This window comes from Serratia sp. CMO1 (assembly GCF_015689115.1).
GTDB classification, from domain to species: domain Bacteria; phylum Pseudomonadota; class Gammaproteobacteria; order Enterobacterales; family Enterobacteriaceae; genus Serratia; species Serratia marcescens.
Genome location: NZ_CP065032.1, coordinates 3,954,558 through 3,972,679, shown reverse-complemented (window position 1 = coordinate 3,972,679; position 18,122 = coordinate 3,954,558). Strand labels below are relative to the sequence as shown.

18 protein-coding genes are annotated in these 18,122 nt (G+C 57.8%); 9 read left to right on the top strand and 9 right to left on the bottom strand.

Features of this window, described 5'->3' with window-relative positions:
• The first annotated feature begins 114 nt into the window (after positions 1–114).
• From IT763_RS18925 to IT763_RS18915, 3 genes are read left to right on the top strand one after another with little or no spacing between them, the layout of a single operon-like run.
• On the top strand, positions 115–702 hold the full coding sequence (locus tag IT763_RS18925; RefSeq protein WP_004931706.1) for a sugar dehydrogenase complex small subunit: 588 nt from the start codon (positions 115–117) through the stop codon (positions 700–702).
• On the top strand, positions 699–2,351 hold the full coding sequence (locus IT763_RS18920; RefSeq protein ID WP_049300378.1) for a GMC family oxidoreductase: 1,653 nt from the start codon (positions 699–701) through the stop codon (positions 2,349–2,351). Before IT763_RS18925 ends, IT763_RS18920 begins: the two co-directional genes overlap by 4 nt.
• Entirely contained in the window at positions 2,348–3,745 is a 1,398-nt protein-coding gene (locus tag IT763_RS18915; RefSeq protein ID WP_197817772.1) for a cytochrome c, read from the top strand. The genes IT763_RS18920 and IT763_RS18915 overlap by 4 nt, the downstream gene beginning before the upstream one ends.
• A gap of 119 nt (positions 3,746–3,864) precedes the next feature.
• On the opposite strand, the gene IT763_RS18910 is transcribed toward IT763_RS18915, so the two are convergent.
• The 3 genes from IT763_RS18910 to IT763_RS18900 all read right to left on the bottom strand — a co-directional run bounded on the left by IT763_RS18910 (position 3,865) and on the right by IT763_RS18900 (position 6,988).
• Entirely contained in the window at positions 3,865–4,857 is a 993-nt protein-coding gene (locus IT763_RS18910) for a LacI family DNA-binding transcriptional regulator (protein WP_206195464.1), read from the bottom strand.
• 287 nt (positions 4,858–5,144) lie between these two features.
• A complete protein-coding gene (locus tag IT763_RS18905; RefSeq protein ID WP_193843060.1) occupies positions 5,145–6,377 on the bottom strand; it encodes a cysteine desulfurase-like protein in 1,233 nt (410 codons plus the stop codon).
• Positions 6,374–6,988: a 2OG-Fe dioxygenase family protein gene (locus IT763_RS18900; RefSeq protein ID WP_227944643.1), complete on the bottom strand. Its 615-nt coding sequence runs from the start codon at positions 6,986–6,988 to the stop codon at positions 6,374–6,376. The genes IT763_RS18905 and IT763_RS18900 overlap by 4 nt, the downstream gene beginning before the upstream one ends.
• Before the next feature lie 387 nt (positions 6,989–7,375).
• On the opposite strand from IT763_RS18900, the gene IT763_RS18895 reads away from it, so the two are divergent.
• Both IT763_RS18895 and IT763_RS18890 read left to right on the top strand, forming a co-directional pair.
• A complete protein-coding gene (locus IT763_RS18895) occupies positions 7,376–7,852 on the top strand; it encodes a hypothetical protein (protein WP_004931717.1) in 477 nt (158 codons plus the stop codon).
• A 3-nt stretch (positions 7,853–7,855) separates the two neighbouring features.
• The gene (locus IT763_RS18890) at positions 7,856–8,464 is read left to right on the top strand and encodes an OmpA family protein (RefSeq protein WP_016929955.1); all 609 of its coding nucleotides are present in this window, start codon (positions 7,856–7,858) and stop codon (positions 8,462–8,464) included.
• Positions 8,465–8,652: 188 nt separating this feature from the next.
• Here the strand turns inward: IT763_RS18890 and IT763_RS18885 are convergent, their stop codons facing one another.
• The 3 genes from IT763_RS18885 to IT763_RS18875 form a co-directional block, all read right to left on the bottom strand.
• Positions 8,653–8,991 (bottom strand): hypothetical protein, encoded by a 339-nt coding sequence (locus tag IT763_RS18885; protein WP_015378954.1) that lies wholly within the window; start codon positions 8,989–8,991, stop codon positions 8,653–8,655.
• Between the two features lie 135 nt (positions 8,992–9,126).
• Positions 9,127–9,696: an HdeD family acid-resistance protein gene (locus IT763_RS18880; protein WP_004931723.1), complete on the bottom strand. Its 570-nt coding sequence runs from the start codon at positions 9,694–9,696 to the stop codon at positions 9,127–9,129.
• Positions 9,697–9,823: 127 nt separating this feature from the next.
• Complete coding sequence (locus IT763_RS18875) at positions 9,824–10,714, bottom strand: LysR substrate-binding domain-containing protein (protein ID WP_016929954.1); 891 nt, start codon at positions 10,712–10,714, stop codon at positions 9,824–9,826.
• Positions 10,715–10,879: 165 nt separating this feature from the next.
• Here IT763_RS18875 and ycaC point away from each other — a divergent pair, with 165 nt between their 5' ends.
• Together ycaC and actS are read left to right on the top strand one after the other, a co-directional pair.
• Entirely contained in the window at positions 10,880–11,509 is a 630-nt protein-coding gene (ycaC, locus tag IT763_RS18870; RefSeq protein ID WP_016929953.1) for an isochorismate family cysteine hydrolase YcaC, read from the top strand.
• A 187-nt stretch (positions 11,510–11,696) separates the two neighbouring features.
• The gene (gene actS / locus IT763_RS18865; protein ID WP_028127683.1) at positions 11,697–12,446 is read left to right on the top strand and encodes an amidase activator ActS; all 750 of its coding nucleotides are present in this window, start codon (positions 11,697–11,699) and stop codon (positions 12,444–12,446) included.
• A 34-nt stretch (positions 12,447–12,480) separates the two neighbouring features.
• On the opposite strand, the gene IT763_RS18860 is transcribed toward actS, so the two are convergent.
• Positions 12,481–13,338: a GyrI-like domain-containing protein gene (locus IT763_RS18860; RefSeq protein WP_016929951.1), complete on the bottom strand. Its 858-nt coding sequence runs from the start codon at positions 13,336–13,338 to the stop codon at positions 12,481–12,483.
• Between the two features lie 179 nt (positions 13,339–13,517).
• On the opposite strand from IT763_RS18860, the gene IT763_RS18855 reads away from it, so the two are divergent.
• Positions 13,518–15,287: an ABC transporter ATP-binding protein/permease gene (locus tag IT763_RS18855; protein WP_049300400.1), complete on the top strand. Its 1,770-nt coding sequence runs from the start codon at positions 13,518–13,520 to the stop codon at positions 15,285–15,287.
• Between the two features lie 18 nt (positions 15,288–15,305).
• Here the strand turns inward: IT763_RS18855 and betI are convergent, their stop codons facing one another.
• Positions 15,306–15,902: a transcriptional regulator BetI gene (gene betI, locus IT763_RS18850; RefSeq protein ID WP_206194923.1), complete on the bottom strand. Its 597-nt coding sequence runs from the start codon at positions 15,900–15,902 to the stop codon at positions 15,306–15,308.
• A gap of 158 nt (positions 15,903–16,060) precedes the next feature.
• On the opposite strand from betI, the gene IT763_RS18845 reads away from it, so the two are divergent.
• Positions 16,061–17,605 (top strand): BCCT family transporter, encoded by a 1,545-nt coding sequence (locus tag IT763_RS18845; protein WP_033639490.1) that lies wholly within the window; start codon positions 16,061–16,063, stop codon positions 17,603–17,605.
• A 6-nt stretch (positions 17,606–17,611) separates the two neighbouring features.
• Here the strand turns inward: IT763_RS18845 and IT763_RS18840 are convergent, their stop codons facing one another.
• Entirely contained in the window at positions 17,612–18,043 is a 432-nt protein-coding gene (locus IT763_RS18840) for a VOC family protein (RefSeq protein ID WP_016929947.1), read from the bottom strand.
• Between the last annotated feature and the right edge of the window lie 79 nt (positions 18,044–18,122).

Genomic DNA, 18,122 nt, shown 5'->3' with positions numbered 1-18,122 from the left:
CCTTGATCTTTTAATGCGATTCCTCCCTATTAGCACAATTTTTTATTTTGGTTTGCCTGCGTTCTGATAGATATTAAAAAAACTATATAAAAATAAATTATTTCGGAGCTAATAATGTCGTTGCAAATCGTGCTTACCCGCAGGGAGGCGCTGGGGAAAATGGTGGGCGTCATCGTCGCCGCCAGCCTGTTGCCTTATTCAAATATAACCTATGCCGAACGGGCGCAAATTGCCGCCTCGCCCGTTGAATACGCGCAATTTTTACAAATTTCGAGAAAAATTACCGAGTTTGACGATTTGGACGTCACACTCTCCGCCCGCTATTTTTCCGCACTGCGCGAACATTTTCCGCAGTTGAACTCGCAACTCAACGCCCTGTTCATCCTGAGCCAGCAAGCCACCGATGCGGAAACCTTGAACCGACATGCGATTGAACAGGGGCAAAGGGAGCTTATCCAGGCGATCGTGACCGCGTGGTATACCGGAACCGTAGATCCTTCAAGCGCCGAGCAGGGGCAGTTGATTAGTTATAAAGAAGCGCTGATGTATCGCACGGTTCAGGATGCCCTGATTGTGCCGACCTGGTGCAATTTTGGCCCGCTGTGGTGGACCGGCTTGCCGCCGGGCGTTACCCGCCAACCTTCCATTCCCGCAACAGATTTGCCTGCCGTAGCCGATAAAAAATATGAGGATCGCGTGTGAAAAGCCCAATAATTAATGCTTCCGGCGATGCAGAGGCCGATGTCGTCATTGTCGGTTCCGGTATTGTGGGCGGTCTGATGGCGGATGCTTTGGTGAGCCAGGGCTACTCGGTGCTGGTACTTGAGGCAGGCCCGCGCATTGAGCGCGCACAGGCTGTGGAAAACTGGCGCAATATGCCACTGCACAATCGTGCGGGGTCGGATTTTCAGGGGCTTTACCCGCAATCGGAGTACGCCACCGCGCCGCTCTATTTCCCGGAGAACGACTATATCAAACTGACCGGCCCCAATGGCTCAGGCTTTAAACAGGGCTATTTGCGTGTGGTGGGGGGAACCACCTGGCACTGGGCCGCTTCTTGCTGGCGCAACCATCCCAATGATTTTCGCATGAAATCCCTCTATGGCGTGGGGAGAGACTGGCCTATTTCCTACGAAGATATCGAACCGTGGTACGCGAAAGCCGAAGAGGAAATAGGCGTTGCCGGCCCGAATAATCCGGAGTGGCAGTCCCCTGCGGAACGCAGCGGGCCTTACCCGATGGACATGGTGCCCTGGGCCTACGGCGACAGACGCATTGCTGAGATTGTTAATCCTCACGGCTTTAAATCGGTGCCCATTCCGCAAGGCCGCAGCACCCGGCCCTGGAATGGACGGCCCACCTGCTGCGGCAATAACAATTGCCAGCCGATTTGCCCGATCGGAGCCATGTACAACGGCATTCACCACGTTGAACGGGCCGAACACAAGGGGGCGAAGGTGATCCCCGAGGCGGTGGTGTACAAAATTGACACCGACGACAATAACCGCGTCACCGCCGTTCACTGGTACGACACGGCGCATAACTCCCATCGGGCGATCGGTAAAGCGTTCGTTCTGGCCTGCAATGGGATTGAGAACCCGCGCTTACTGCTGCTGGCGGCCAACGAAAAGAACCCGAACGGCATCGCGAACAGCTCGGATCAGGTGGGGCGCAACATGATGGATCACTCTGGCCTGCACTGCTCCTTCCTGGCGCGAGAGGCCCTGTGGGTTGGCCGCGGCCCGGCGCAGAGCAGCTGCATGGTGGGGTATCGTGACGGCGCGTTCCGCAGCGACCACTCCGCCAACAAGATCATCATCAACAACATCAACCGGGTGATCCCCTCCGCCCTTGAAGTACTGAAATCGGGCAAGGTCGGCAAGGCGCTGCAGGATGAAGTGCGCGATCGCGCCAGCCGCTCGGTGGATCTCTCCATTAGCCTGGAACCGCTGCCGGATCCGAACAACCGTCTTACTCTGAGCTCCACCCGCAAAGACAAGCATGGCCTGGCCTGCCCGGACATCCACTACGACGTCGGCGAGTACGTGCGCAAAGGGCTTGAAGTAGTCAAAACCCAGCTACGGCAGATTGGCGACTTGTTCGATGCGCAAGAGTTTGTGATTAACGACAAGCTGAATGCCAACAACCACATTATGGGCGGCACGATCATGGGCAGCGATCCCACGAACTCGGTGGTGAACGGCAATTGCCGCGCCCACGATCATGACAACCTTTGGATCCCGGGTGGAGGCGCCATGGTTTCAGCCAGCGTTGTCAACACCACGTTGACGATGGCGGCGCTTGGACTCAAGGCGGCCAATGACGTACTGCGCGCCCTGGAGAGCAAATGAATAAAATCACCCATTCGTTGGCAGCGACGCTGCTGCTGGGAAGCGGCTTCGCGGCGTATGCCCAGGACGGCGATCTGATCGCTAAAGGGCAAGCGCTGGCTATCGCCTCGGACTGCATGGCCTGCCATACGAATACGCAGCAGCAGGGCAAGCCTTTTGCCGGGGGGTACGGCATTGCTTCTCCCATGGGCACTATCTACGCCACCAATATAACCCCATCGGTAAAATACGGCATCGGTGGCTATTCCGAAGCGGCGTTTGCCGACGTTCTGCGCTCGGGGATCCGGCAAGATGGGACGTATCTCTATCCGGCAATGCCCTACACCGCCTACACCCGTCTGAGTGATGACGAGATCCACGCGTTGTATACCTATTTCATGCATGGCGTTGCCCCGGTCGATGAGCCAGCCAAGCGCCAAACCGATCTGCCGTTTCCGTTCAACATCCGTCTCTCCATGGCGGTGTGGAACATGCTTTATTTGGATAATCGGCGTTTCACCCCGGATGTGACGAAAGGTGAGGCGTGGAACGAGGGGGCCGCGCTGGTGCAGGGGCCGGCTCACTGCGGAACCTGTCATACGCCGCGTAATGTGCTGATGGCGGAAGACAATTCGCGCTTCCTGATGGGGGCATCGTTGGGTTCTTGGTACGCGCCGAATATCACCGCCGATCGCCAGGAAGGGATAGGCGACTGGAGCGAGCAGGAGTTAGTGAACTATCTGAAAACCGGTCGGGCGGAAGGGCGCGCACAAGCTGCGGGGCCAATGGCTGAAGCCGTTGAGCACAGCTTCCAATACCTGACCGACCGGCAGCTGCAGGCGATTGCAACTTATCTGAAGACCGTGCCGTCACAGGGCGAGGGGCGCCAGGGCAATGGCCTCAGTCAGGCGCACTACAACGTTGAGCACCATCTCCGCGGCATGAATTCGCCCAACGCCAACCACACGCTCAATAGCGGCGAGGCGCTCTACAGCGGCTACTGCGCCAGTTGCCATCAGCCGGACGGCAGCGGCAGTTTGAACCAGGCTTACCCTTCGCTATTCAACAACTCCACCACGGCCGCGAACAACCCGTCAAACCTGATTGCCGCCATTTTGCAGGGGGTTGATCGCCGGGTTGACGGTAAGCACGTCCTGATGCCGAGCTTTGGCGCCGGTTCCTATGTCGGAGAACTGACGGATAAGCAGGTTGCCGATATCGCTAACTTCGTGCTGCAGAAATACGGCAACAGCACGCTGAGCGTGAGCGAGGCCGACGTGAGTGAGGTGCGCGCCGGGGGGCCGAAACCGCTGTTGGCGCGCGCACAGCCGATGATTCTGCCTGGCATGGCCACCACGGCGGTCGTCATTATTCTGCTGATCCTATTCTGGCTCCGGCGCCGCAAGGCACGTTGAGGGGGCATTCGGTCAGGTGGGTGACGCCATCTGGCCGAATTTCTGGCCGGGATAGCGAGTGATGTTCTTCTGACGACGCGGGCAGCTATGGCCAGTGATGAAGTCACTGGCGGGGAACGCTATATTGTCTCCCCCATTGACAGGCGGAAGTGGAGATCGACATGTTCAATGGTCGGCAGCCCTTTAATTTTTTTTATTATGATCTCTGTCGCCACTTTCCCCATCTCATACCGTGGCGTCAGTACGCTGGCTAACCGGGGGGTAATGATCTGCCCGATCTCAAGACCGTGAAATCCGGCAATGGTAATTTGCGCTGGAACGCCGATACCGTTTGCCAGGCATTCCTGTAACACGCCCACGGCCAGATCGTCGTTGGTACAGAGAATACCGTCCATATCCGGATACATTTGGCTCGCAAGCGTCATCATGCCTGTCCCAATCGAAATGGAAGAGATTTTATTGGGGGAAATGCGACCGGTAGGCAAATCATGGTTAGCCATTGCCTGACAGTATCCCGTGTAACGCTGTTCATCGCGGATATCAGACATTGAACCAAAATAGATAATGCGTTTTTTACCGCTGGCCAGCAACATGGTGGTCATATCGTAGCCGGCTTTCACATTATCAAAACCCACGTTAATTCGATCTGCATTGCCTGACAGCCCCATGATTTCAGCAACGGGTATTTTTGCCGCCTTCAGGAGTTTTTCCGCCCGCAGGCTATGGACCGACTCGGTCAGCAGCAGCCCTTTAATCTTAAAAGCCAGGATCGCGGCGATTTGCTCCTCTTCGCGTTTGCTGTTGTAGTCATAATTGACGACCAGCGTCTGATAACCCTGTATAGACGTCACGGATTCAATGCCGGCGAGGACATCAGCAAATATCAGATTGTTAAAAGAAGGAACCAGAACGCCGATGAGGGGAGGGCTATTGGAATAGAGGGCGGGATTGTCGGGATCGGCCTGATAGCCGACTTCCTCGATCACGGCGGCGATGCGCGCAGCCGTTTCCGGTTTAACCCTGTCCGGCGTGCGCAGATAGCGACTGACCGTCATTTTGGTGACACCAGCCAGTACAGCAATGTCATTTAACGTAATTCGCTGCGACTTCACCATTCATACTCATCTGACCCAGACCGTGTTTGTCATTATGCCCACTGCTGAGCCAAAAGAGAATGCGCGCAATGCGCTGCCCCGGCCGTATCCGGTGACAACCGCACGATGCGCCGATCCCGGCCTCTTTTCCCGTTCCGGCATTATATGTCCGTTATCTCCGCATTTCGTAACGCGGGGAAAGAAAGGCACGCATCTGCGTGCCGTGGACGCGGTGGAAGAAAAGACGAGCAGTTTGATATCTTATTCGGCCTGCCCAATAAGATGAACGGGCCGATATGGCCGGGTTAACTGAGAATATCTTCGGCGATCACGTTGAACAGCGTATCGATCTCGCCCTGAGTGTTGTAGTGCATCATGCCGATGCGCAGCACGCCGCCGTCCTGCAGCCCCAGCTGTTGCACCAAGCCCAACGCATAGAAATGCCCGCTGCCGGCGCAGATGTTGTGCTGCCCCAGGCGGCGGGCGATCGCGTCAGGCGTATGGCCGCTGAAGGTCAGGGCGAAGGTTGGCGTGCGGCGCGCGCTGTCCGCCTGGGGATTGCCGTAGAGCCGCACGCCGTCGAGTTGCTGCAGCCGTTGCAAAAAGTGACTGCACAGCGCCTCTTCATGCCGGTGGTAGGCGGCGAAGCTCTCCTGCAAGCGCTGCCTTAACGGCGCTCCGGGCGCGCCCCACTGCGCCAGATACTCGATAGCGGCCGCGACGCCGGCCAGTGCCTCGAAGCTTTGCGTGCCGGTCTCGAAACGGCCGGGGCCGACGTCGGTGGCCGGCTCGACCTTGTAAGGGCGCAGGCGCTGCAACCACTGCGGCGCGATGTAGGCCATGCCGACGTGCGGGCCAAAGAACTTGTAGGCGGAGCACACCAGGAAGTCACAGCCCAGCGCCTGCACGTCGATCAGGTTATGCGGCGCGTAATGAACGGCGTCGACATACACCTGCGCGCCGACCCGATGCGCGGCTTCAACGATGGTTTTGATATCGACGATGCCGCCGGTGACGTTGGAGGCGTAGCTGACCGCCACCAGACGGGTGTTGGCGTTGATGCGCTCACACACTTTCGCGGCATCCAATGCGCAGTCGGCGCTCTCCAGCGGTATCTGATGTACCGTGGCCCCTTTGTCGGCGGCGGCCTGCTGCCAGCTGGAGACGTTGGCGTAGTGATCCAGCGCGGTGACGATGATTTCATCGCCGGCCTGCCAGTCGCGGCTGATGATGCGGCTGAGATGAAAAGTCAGCGTGGTCATGTTCATGCCGAAGACGATGTTGTCGGGCGACGGCGCATTTAACAAGGCGCGCACCGATTCCCGCGCCTGGCCCATCACCTCGCCGGTGACCCGGCTCGAGAAATAGTGGCCGCCCAGGTTAGCGTTGTACCTTCCCAGGTAGTCGGTCATTTTTTCCAGCACGCCCCGTGAAACTTGCGCACCGCCGGGGCCGTCGAAAAAGATGGCCGGTTTGCCGTCGATCTGCTGTGACAGGGCGCTGAACTGGGCGCGGGCGAGCTCGGGGGTAAAGGTCATGCTTTCTCCCCCCGCGCGGTGAGGACAAAGAGATCCAAATGACCTTCTTCTTCCGGGCTCACGGCGTTGATCGGCGTGGCGTTGTGCCACAGTTTGCTGTCCGCCAGCAGCACGGCCTCACCGTCCGCCAGCGCTTTTTTAAAGAAAGGATCGTGGCGGCTGTCGTCATACAGCATGATTTCACCGCCGACGATGTTGTGCCGGTGAATGGCGATCATCGCGATATGGTCGAAACCGTCCTGGTGTATGCCTTCCGGCGCCACCTGGGTGTCTTTCTCGATAGCGACCACGCGCATCTGGTGGATCTCTATCTCGGCGCCTTCCGGCAGGTCGTTGCTCTCTGCAAACAGGTTGCACATCTCTGCCATGCCGGCGCTCTGCAACACGGCGCTGTCGATAGGTTCGAAGCGGCGCACCACATTGCCCTGGAAGTGGTTGATCTGATCCGACTGCATGAAAGTGCGCGGCCCTACTTCGGCGACGTTGGGGTTGAGGTATTTAACGACCGAATAACGGCGCAGGCGATATTTGCCGTCGGCGTGTTGCGTGTGGGGCAAGAAGGAGAACGATGGCATCAGCTGTTGGGTGGCTTGCGGGCTTAGTACAGTCATACTTATTACGTTTTCGTGTTTCTGTAACATAATCACCTCTAATAATAATAATTTCTGATGTTGTAGGGGGTAATTCGATTGAATTGTAGACGAGTCTATAACCAACGCAATTTAGCGGTGGCGAGGTGTGACGGCGGTCGTAAAGTGGGATGAACAGCAGAGAGGATGAGCGGAAGGGAATGCTGGTATGAAGCCGTCATTCAGCAAAATAAGCGCTAACGGGGGAGAATTCATGCGCAAGCATAACGTGACCAAGGTTACGCTTTCAGGGATAACTCTCATGAATATGAGGTGCTTTACTATAATTCCGGGACAGAGTGACCGCAGTGGCATTGCCTGGTTGTTGAAAGAACAATCTTCAATTCCCCCTGAATAAGGACTCCGATCATGCAGCATGTCAGAAAATTCGTCATTTCCTGCCTGTTTGCGTCGATAATGTTCCCCGGCATGGCCTTCGCGGAAGATCCCCCCGTGACACCGTTGGCTACCGGGATCGTCAGCAGCGGCGTAGCCGAAGCGCAAGTGACCGAGGCCGTGCGCCACGGTGAAATCCTGACCATCAAAGTGCGTTTCAAAGGGTTGAAAGACAACCTTAATGGACAAGGCTTGTATAGCAGTCTGGATAAAAGCAGTCTTGAGAAATCCTTCTATATTCTGGTGGGTAATAAAAAATACCTGCTGCTTACCGATAGCAATAATGTCCCACTGGCCTCTCCCAGCGTGTCATTCAGCTCAAGTTCAGGCATTCCCTATGTCGCCACCTGGTTTGGCAGCTTCCCTGCGCCTCCACCTGATGTGAAAGAGGTGTACCTGACGATCGCCAATGTCGAGCCGCTCGGGCCGATAGCCATTACGGATCGTTGAGCGATGAACGGCCTCAGGAAAGCCGCCTGTGTGGGGGGGATGTTAGCCTTTGGGTTGGTGTCATTGGGTTCATGGGCTGACAGCGGAGAGCCGGCATCCGTGGGGAAACCGGTGATACTCGATCTTAAGGCCACCCGGCTGGATTTGGTTGGTTTGCCTTCGGGGCTGAATGCCGGCGTCCTTGATCTGCAGAGTAAGGCAGCGGATTTGGCTAAACAATCCGCCGACATTTCCGTCAGAGACAGCAAAAATGCCGTAACGTTATCGATGCGCAGCGATGTGCTGTTCGCCTTCGACAGCGATGCGATTGCTGCTAAAGCGGAGCCTGCGCTGCAACAGGTGGCGCAATTTATCGCGGCCGAACCGGTAGGGAACGTGGTGATCGAGGGGCATACCGATGCGGTGGGCAGCGATAAATATAATCGGGATCTGTCGCTGCGACGCGCACGTGCGGTGGCTGTTTGGCTGATCGCACATGGGGTAGAAAAATCTCGTCTGAGTGAACGGGGAAAAGGGGAGGCTGAACCGGTGGCTTCCAACGACACGCCGACGGGCCGGGCCAAGAATCGGCGGGTTGACTTCGTGTTGCCGAAAACCGCTGCCGCCGGTTAACCCCGCGCCGGTGGACGTTTCCTTTGCCAGAGCCGCTTTTAAACGGGCTCCTCCCGCTGACTGCTCGCGGAGTTCAGGCTGTATGGCGTGGAGCCGGTGACGTTAATGATTGATGAACATAATCGCGTCGCCAAAAGCCTGTATCTCGCTTTCGGTTTTCGCTTTAGCGGCCCCGATAAAATGCGGGGTCAGAACGTCTCGAAATACAGCTCGCGCAACAGCCAGGATATTTCGTTATTGGTGCGGTTCAGGACGTCTATTCTGTGAACCCCTATCGCTTCTGCGCGCAGATCGAGCAGCAAGTTGCGAATCTGCCGGAATAACGGGGTTTGCGGGTTGGGTTTGGCCAACTGCTGGCCGCACAGTTTGATACCGGCGTCGCAACCGGTGGCGATGTCCGTCAGGCAGCACGGGCAGGTGGTATTTTGGCGCGCCATATTGCGGCATTGTTGCCCGATTACCTGATTGAAATGGCGTAATTGCAGGCAGACTTCCCGCGAGTTCAACGGGTTGGAATGGGTTGTCATCGGTTTCAGCTCCCTTGTCTGCGCCTATATTGGCACTTACCGATGAAGATAACCACGGACAAGCCGAGGGGGTATCGCCTTGTTGTGTCTGGAAGCGACGAAATCGATGAGGCCCGCGATGGCGGGCCGGTAGAGTCAGGCGCGTTTAAACAGATTCGCCGCCTGGAACAGCGCAAAGGAGCTGACCAGCATTTCGATGCCGACGATCGCCGTCACCAGCGTGACCGACGCCGCCGGGCCTGAACCGATCAGCATCCAGGCGATGATCAAATCGAGCACGCCGATAACGAACTGTAGCCAGTTGCCCGGCAATCCGCGGCGCATATAGCCGGCCGCCAGGCGCGCGATGCCGCCGAGCGCGAACAGCACGGCAAGGTACACCGCCAGCGCCAGAATGCCCGCCAGTGGGCTGGTGATGAACACATAGCCGATAATCAGGTAAGCCACGCCCAGCAGAATGCCGCCGATCATCGGCCAGGTATTCTGCGCCCGGTTGGCGATCATGGCGATAATCAGCCCGGCGCCGCTCAACAGCAGCAGGACGCCGACCACGATGCTCAGCGCCGCGCCGGAGGCGAAAGGGTTGACCAGGCACAGTATGCCGCCCGCCAGCAGCAGGAAGGCGATGATCAGCAGGGTGGTGCGTTGCTTTTTGAGCAGTTCTTCGCTCAGGAGGGGCAGATTATTGCGATCAAGGTTTAGCATGTTACAGCTCCATTCTCTTTGTTGCGATCCTCGGGGGCACTCTATTTTTCCGAGCGCTCTATTATAGTAGTCACTTTTTAATCGCTGCGGTAAATCCGGCGTGGCGTTTATGCTTGGAAGCGGCGTGTTATTCGGCCAGTTCATCAACGATGAAATCAATCAGCGCCCTTACCGAAGGGGGGAGTCCTTGTCTGGAAGGGTAAAACGCGACAATCTTGTGTTGTTCCAATGTCCAGTCGTCGAGCAGCGTTTTCAGGCTGCCGTCGAGCAGTTCCTGGCGGGCTAATTTCAGCGGCAGACAGCCAACGCCGACGCCTTTTACGATCGATTCCTTGATCAGGCGAATGTCATCGCACACCATGCGCGACTCGTTGTTTATTTTGACTTCGCGATCGGCTTGTTGAAACGTCCAGGCGGCCTGAAGATGGGTCGATAACCACCCGACCGTTGGCAAACTGGAGAGATCTTCGGGCGTATTTATACTTTGGTACTGAATAGCTGCAGAGGGGGCGACCATAAATGCGGTGGGCACAGCGCAAATTCGACGCATCACCAAATTGCTGTTTTTGGGCTCATCGGCGATGAGTTTTAATGAGAGGTCATACCCTTCAGAAATAATATCCACGTTGCGATTAAATATTTTCACATGCAAATTGACCTTGGGATATTGCAGCATGAATCTCGCCAGCACTTCCGTTAGGCCAAGATCCAGGAGAATGTTTGAGCAGGTCAGTTTTATTTTTCCAGTGGGTTTTTCGCTTTTGTTAATAATAAGGCATTCCGCTTTCTCTGCGGTGCTAATCATCTGCAGGCAGTACTGAAAATATTCTTTTCCTATATCGGTGACCATGAGGTTTCGCGTTGAGCGCTGAATGAGCCTGACATTAAGCCTTTTTTCCAAATTGGATATTCGTCTTGATAGCGTCGATTTGGGTATACCAAACTTCTTACTGGCGGAAAGAAATCCACCGCATTCAACTACTCTGGCAAACATAACCATCTCATTGAAATCTATCATATAAAACTAACCTTCCCAGTGGTGAAACACTCATTCCCAATAATCGTGCTATTTACCCGGCTGGTTCATTGCTAGCCTGATGTCGGAGCGTTTGAAAGCATGCTACATGCTTGGAATGCATGGGGCGATCGGAATTTGATGATTTTGATGATAAAGGAGAAGGGAATGACTTTTAAATATAACCGATTAGATAAGACACAGGCCGCAGTTTTATTAGTCGATCATCAGACGGGGCTACTGTCCCTGGTTAGAGATCAGGATCCGGATAAATTCAAAAATAATGTTTTGGCGCTGGCCGATCTGGCTAAATACTTCAATTTACCGACGATACTGACCACGAGTTTTGAAAACGGACCGAACGGCCCTTTGGTGCCAGAGCTAAAGCAAACTTTCCCTGACGCCCCCTATATTGCTCGTCCCGGCAATATCAATGCCTGGGATAATGAAGATTTCGTCAAGGCGGTAAAGGCCACGGGCAAGAAACAACTGATCATCGCCGGCGTGGTGACCGAGGTTTGCGTGGCGTTTCCTGCGCTCTCTGCGCTGGAAGAGGGGTATGAGGTTTTCGTCATCACCGACGCATCCGGCACGTTCAATGCGATTACGCGCGATGCGGCTTGGGATCGCATGTCCCAGGCCGGCGCGCAGCTGATGAGTTGGTTTGGCGCGGCGTGCGAATTGCACCGCGATTGGCGAAATGATATCGAAGGGTTGGGGAACCTGTTCTCTCAACATATTCCTGACTATCGCAATCTGATGACCAGCTTCAGTTTGCTGACCTCAGGTAAACAGTAATCCCGACATCGCTGCATGGTTTGGCGCCTTATGGCGCCATTTTCCTCCCGCCGATCGCGCCGCAGCGGCCTCCGTGCCCGCTGTTTTCCGATAGTTGCCTCTTTCCCGCTTTTTGACTGACCCGGCGCACATGTTACACTGTGCGGCTGAGGCGTATCAGAACCGAAAAGACGATTGGGGACAGGATTTGAGCACAGGAAGCAAGCTGGCGAGGTGGCGCCGCATCGCGGTGTGTCTGACATTGGGGCTATTGTTGGCCGGGTGTTCGGGTAAAAATACCTACAACCGCGACTACGACAAACTGCCGAAGGGCAGCTACACCGGCAAGTCCTACACCGTCAAACGGGGCGATACGCTGTACTACATCGCCTGGATCACCGACAGCGAAGTCAGCGATCTGGCCAGAATCAACAAGATACGTCCGCCTTATAGCCTGGAAGTGGGGCAAAAGCTGCGGCTGAGCGGCAGCGCGCCGACCAAAACCGCCGCCACGCGCCGTAAAACGTCTTCCTCCGCGATCGCCAAGCAAACGCCGCCGCCGGGCGCCGCCCGTTGCTGGCGCTGGCCGGCCAGCGGCCGGATCGCGCAGGCGTACTCCAATGCCGATGGCGGCAACAAGGGCATCGACATAGCCGGTAAACGCGGCCAGCCGATCTATGCTTCCGCCAAGGGCAAAGTGGTGTACGTCGGCAACCAACTGCGCGGCTACGGCAACCTGATCATGATTAAGCACGGCGAAGACTTTATTACCGCCTACGCGCACAACGACACTACGTTGGTGCGCAACGGCCAGGATGTGAAAGCGGGGCAGAAGATTGGCACTATGGGCAGCACCGGCACCGATTCGGTGTTCCTGCATTTTCAGATCCGCTATCGCGCCACCGCGCTCGATCCGCAGCGCTATCTGCCGCCGCAGGGATCGTCGCCGTCCTGTTAACGTCAATCCGGCTCCTTGCGGAGCCGGATGTCAGCTATTTCAGCGGCAGATAAAGATCGGTCACCAGTTCATATTCCGCCACCTCGTGCACGAAGTTGTGGTAGTGGAAATAGAGCGGAAAATCGCGCAGCTCCTCGCCGCTGGCCGGCAACCACTCGCTGTAAAGATAGCGGGCGCTTTCCGAGAGCCCATCCAGCGATCCGAGATGGCGCAGCACCGCACAGCGCCCGGCCGGCAGCGTGCCGTTCACCACGCCGAAGGCGTTGTCCTCCGGGATCGGCGCAGTGACCTCGCCGCAAATGAAGAAGCGGAAGTCCTGCGCTTCGGTGGTGGCCGGATCGTGCGGTGCGATACCGTAAGTGCGGCTGCTTCTGACCGGCGACAGGCCACTGGTTTTGCGCCACTCGATAAAGCGTGCGGCGGTTTCGTTGACCAGCGCGGACGGGCCGCGATGTTCGATCATCGCCACCGGCGTGGCCGGGAAGTCGACAATGTCTACTTTCATGGGTTGTTTCCTTTTGTGTTTCGGCTCGGGAAAGCGCTGCTGCCAATCGATCCAGGCCGGCCGTTTGCGAAACTGGCTTGGCGTTTGGCTGAACGCCTGTTTGAAGGCGCGGCTGAAGGACTCCGGGTTTTGAAAACCGGCGTCCAGCGCGATGTCAATCACCGGCTCCAGCGGGTTATACGCCAGGCGGTACGAGGCGCGTTTGAGCCTCATCCACTGGATATAACGCCACACCGAGATGCCACAATACGCGCTAAACTGGCGTTGAAAGTGAAAGCGCGAAAAGTGGGCCACTTCGCTCAGTTTTTCGACGGTGAGCGCCTCGTCCAAGTGGCGGTCGATATAGTCAAAGACCAGCGCAAAGCGCTTTGCATACGTCTGGGTCATGTGATTGTCTCCTCCATGCCTGAACTTTGCCCGAGCCGCCGCCGCTTCTCCTGACGGATGATGCTGAGTTGTCGCCGCAGGAAAATGGGAGGGTGCGGCGTTCGCCGTCGGCCAGGCCAAACTCATAACCCCGCGCGGCTGTGCGCCGCGATCCCGATCGAGAAGATGAATATTACATGATGGATCGTTCCCGTTTGCTGAAATTCCTGCTGCCCTATCTGTGGCCGAAAGACAACCCGCGGCTGCGGGGATATCTGGTGGTGGCCTTCGTGTTCATGGTGGCGGCCAAGGTCAGCACCACGCTGGTGCCGCTGGCTTATAAAGCGATGGTCGATGCGCTGAGCGGCGAGACGGCGAAAATGCTGGCGGTGCCGCTTGGGCTGATCGTCGCCTACGGCGTGGCGCGGGTGGGCGGCGCGCTGTTTGAGGAACTGCGCAACGTAATGTTTATCCACGTCAGCCAGAACGCCACGCGCCTGTTGGGCGTGCGGGTGTTCCGCCAACTGCATGCGCTGAGCCTGCGTTTCCATCTGGAGCGCCAGACCGGCGGGTTGTCGCTGTCCATCGAGCGCGGCACTCAGGCGGTGTCCACGGTGCTGTCGCGGCTGCTGTTCTCCATCGTGCCGATCCTGTTCGAGCTCTCGCTGGTCACGGCGATCATGTGGCATATGCTGAACGGCTGGTTCGCGCTGGCGATCCTGACGACGGTCGGCTGCTACATCCTGTTCACCGTGTTGGCGGTCAGCTGGCGCACTCGCTTTCGCCGCGAGCTCAACAAGGCCAACGCCGACGCCAACAGCAAATCCATCGACAGCCTGCTGAACTATGAAACCGTGAAGTACTTCGGCAATGAAGAGTTCGAGGCCGAGCGTTTCGACCTCTCGCGCCGGCTGTACGAATACGCCGCCATCAAGAACCAATTCAGTTTTACGGCGATCAACCTGGGGCAAACCGCCATTATTTCGATCGGACTGATCGTGATGATGACCATGGCGGCGCAGGGCATTACGCAGGGGACGATGACGGTCGGCGACTTCGTGCTGGTCAATGCCTATCTGCTGCAGCTGTATCAGCCGCTGAACTTCTTCGGCTTTATTTATTCCGAGGTGCGCCAGGCGCTGATCGACATGGAGAACATGTTCGATCTGCTGCAGGAACCGCGTGAGATCGTCGATAGCCCGAATGCGCAGCCGCTGCGCCTCGATCGCGGAGAAGTGAAGTTCGACGCGGTCAGCTTCGGTTACGACACGCGTCGGCCGATCCTCAAGCAGGTGAGCTTTACCATTCCGGCGGGCCACACGGTGGCGGTGGTCGGCGCCTCCGGCGCGGGCAAGTCCACGCTGTCGCGCCTGCTGTTTCGCTTTTACGACGTGCAGGGGGGCGCCATTACCCTCGACGGCCAGGACATTCGCCAACTGACCCAGGCCAGCCTGCGGCAGGCGATCGGCATCGTGCCGCAGGATACGGTGCTGTTCAACGATACGTTGCGTTATAACATCGGTTACGGCAAAACCGGCTCCAGCGATGAAGAAATCGAGCGGGCGGCGCGGCTGGCGCATATCCATGATTTTATCGTCGGTCTGCCCGACGGTTACGACACCCGGGTGGGTGAGCGCGGGCTGAAGCTGTCGGGCGGGGAAAAGCAGCGGGTGGCGATTGCGCGCACCATTCTGAAAAATCCGGCCATCCTGGTGTTTGACGAGGCGACCAGCGCGTTGGATACCCAGACCGAGCGCGAAATCCAGGGGCACCTGCGCGAGGTGAGCCGCAACCACACCACGCTGGTGATCGCTCATCGGCTCTCCACCGTGGTGGACGCCGATGAAATTATCGTGCTGGAGGCGGGGGAGATCGTCGAGCGCGGGGGGCACGAGGCGTTGCTGGCCGCGAACGGCCGCTACGCCGCCATGTGGCAAACCCAGTACAGTGAAGAGCAGGAACCGCACTGATGGAGCCGCCGTTCACGTTCACCCCTGCTGCTGGGCGGCGTTGAGCCGCTGCGCCACGTAGTCGCAGGCGATGCGGCAGTCCTGTTTTAGGTCTGTCTCGTCGCCGGCCAGGCTGCCGCGCAGCCAAAGCCCATCGATAATCGCCGCCAGCCCGCGCGCCGCGTCGCGCGCCTGCTGCAGCGGCAGCTCGCGGCGGAACTGGCTGCAAATATTGGAATAGAGCCGCCGATCGTTGGCGCGCTGCAGGCGGCGCAGCACCGGCTGATGCATGCTGGCGGCCCAGAAGTCGAGCCAGGCGCGCATGGACACGGCGTTGGTTTGGCTGGGGTGGAAGTTGCCCTGGATAATGGCGAACAGCTGTGACTGGCTGTCGCTCGCCGCTTGCGCGCGGCACTCGGCCACCGCGTCGCGCAGATCGCGCAGGATCTTGCGCATGGTGGCGCTCAGCAACCCCTCTTTATCGCCAAAATAGTGGCTGACGATGCCGGTCGACAGCCCGGCTTCTTTCGCCACCTGAGACAGGGTGACGCCGGCCAGCCCGACGACGTTTATGGTCTCGAAGGCGGCGTTAATCAACTGCTCCTTGCGCTGCTCAGGAATGTCTCTGCGGTACATATTTTCCCCAACTGATAGGCAAATCACACTTTGAATTTGATTGATTGAACGGTCAATCAATACTCTATATGCTGCGAAAATGTCAAATAAATGACGATAGAATGTTAATTAAAAGTTGCATTTAAATCGTCTGTCTTTCGCATCATGGAAGCCTGCCAATGACAACAAAAACTCCTCCATCGCTTGACGAAGAACCTGTCAGATTGAATGTTCCGGTATTTTTCGGCTCGGCGGCGGTGATCCTGCTGCTGGGATCGCTGGTCGTGCTGTTTCCCGCCGCCAGCAAACAGTGGTTGAACGCCGCGCAAAGCTGGGTCGCCGACGTGTTCGGCTGGTACTACATGCTGTTGATGGTCGCCTGCATGGTGTTCGTCTTCTGGCTGGCGCTGTCGCGCTTCGGCCATATTCGCCTCAGCCAGGATGACGAACCGCCGCAGTTCAGCTATCCCTCGTGGGTGGCGATGCTGTTCTCGTCGGGCATCGGCATTGCGCTGGTGTACTACGGCGCCTACGAACCGCTGGATCACTTCTTGTCGCCACCGGAAGGCAGCGGCGGCACCGTGCAGGCGGCGCGGCAGGCGATGGCGCTGACCTTTTTGCACTGGGGGCTGCACGGTTGGGCGCTGTATGCGCTGATCGCCACCGCGCTGGCCTATTTCGCCTATTGCCGCGGCCTGCCGTTGGCGCTGCGCTCTGCGTTATACCCGATCTTCGGCGAGCGTATCCACGGCGGCGCCGGCCATCTGGTGGACAGTTTCGGCATTCTGGTGACGGTGATTTCGATGGTGACCAACCTGGGGATCGGCGCGCTGCTGGTGAACTCGGGGCTGTTTTATCTGTTCGACATTCCGCAAAGCACCGGCGTGCTGCTGGCGCTGATCGTGGTGATGATGGTGGTGGCCACGCTGGCGGCGGTCACCGGCGTCGAGAAGGGCATTGCCATGCTGTCGAACATCAACGTCGGCTTCCTGTGCCTGTTGCTGCTGTTCGTGTTTCTGGCCGGCCCGACGCTGAATCTGCTCAACGGCATGTTGCAGAACCTTGGCGATTATCTCACTTCGCTGGTCAGCCGCAGCTTCGATATGTATCTGTACGGCAAGGCGCGCCAGTGGCAGGGCGCCTGGACGTTGTTCTATTGGGCCTGGTGGGTGGCGTGGGCGCCGTTTGTCGGGCTGTTCATCGCGCGCATTTCCAAAGGGCGCACCATTCGTGAACTGATCTTCGGCGTGTTGCTGATCCCGTTGGGCTTCACGCTGGCGTGGCTGTCGATCTTCGGCAATACCGCCATCAGCCTGGTGTTGGAAGGCGGGCAGGCGATCCTCGGGCAGGTGGCGCAAAGCGATCCGCCGATGGCGGTGTTCAAGCTGTTCGAATACCTGCCCTATACCCAGCTGACCGCCGGTTTTGTGGTGGCGATCAGTTTCGTGCTGTTCCTGACGCCGGTCGATTCCGGCACGCTGATGATAGCGAACCTCTCCTGCCAGGGCGGTTCCGCCCACGATGACGCGCCGGCCTGGCTGCGGGTATTTTGGGCGGCGGTCACCACGTTGATCTGCGCCGGGTTGCTGTACGCCGGCAGTTTCAGCGCGATGCAGACTGCGGTGGTGCTGTGCGGCCTGCCGTTCTCGGCGGTGATCGTGTTGTACATGGTCAGCCTGCGCAAGGATCTGCGCGGTTACGCCATGACGCCGGCGCTCCCCTGAGGCGGTTTATTCGTCCGCGCGCGGCCGGTGATGCACGTATTCGATAATCGTGCCGTCCGGCAGGCGGGCATTGAAACAGGCGCCGGTGGGCACTTCCACCGGGCCAAAGAAGATATCGGCTCCGGCGGCCAGCAGCCGCTGATGGTAGGGATAAATGTCATCGACCAGCAATGTGCCGACGGTGCTGCGGAAAGGGCGCAGGCTTTCTTCCGAGCCTTCCAGGATCAGAAACGGCCCCACCGCCGCCAGCACCAGCCGATGCGCGGGAAAGTCGAAACGCATATCCGCTTCCACGCCGTGCAGCTGCTCGTAAAACGCGATGGCGCGGTCGATCTCGCCTTCGTCGACGTAGACCCGGATCAGCACGCGCGGCACGCGCAGCGATGAAGAGTCGGCGGTTTTGCGCCAAAAGCCCGCTTCTGTCAGTTTTGCCGTCATTGCTCATTCCTCATGGTGGCTCGTTTCCCCGTCATCATGCCGCCGTTTGGCCGCAGGGATTAGACTGAGTTGTTATGAA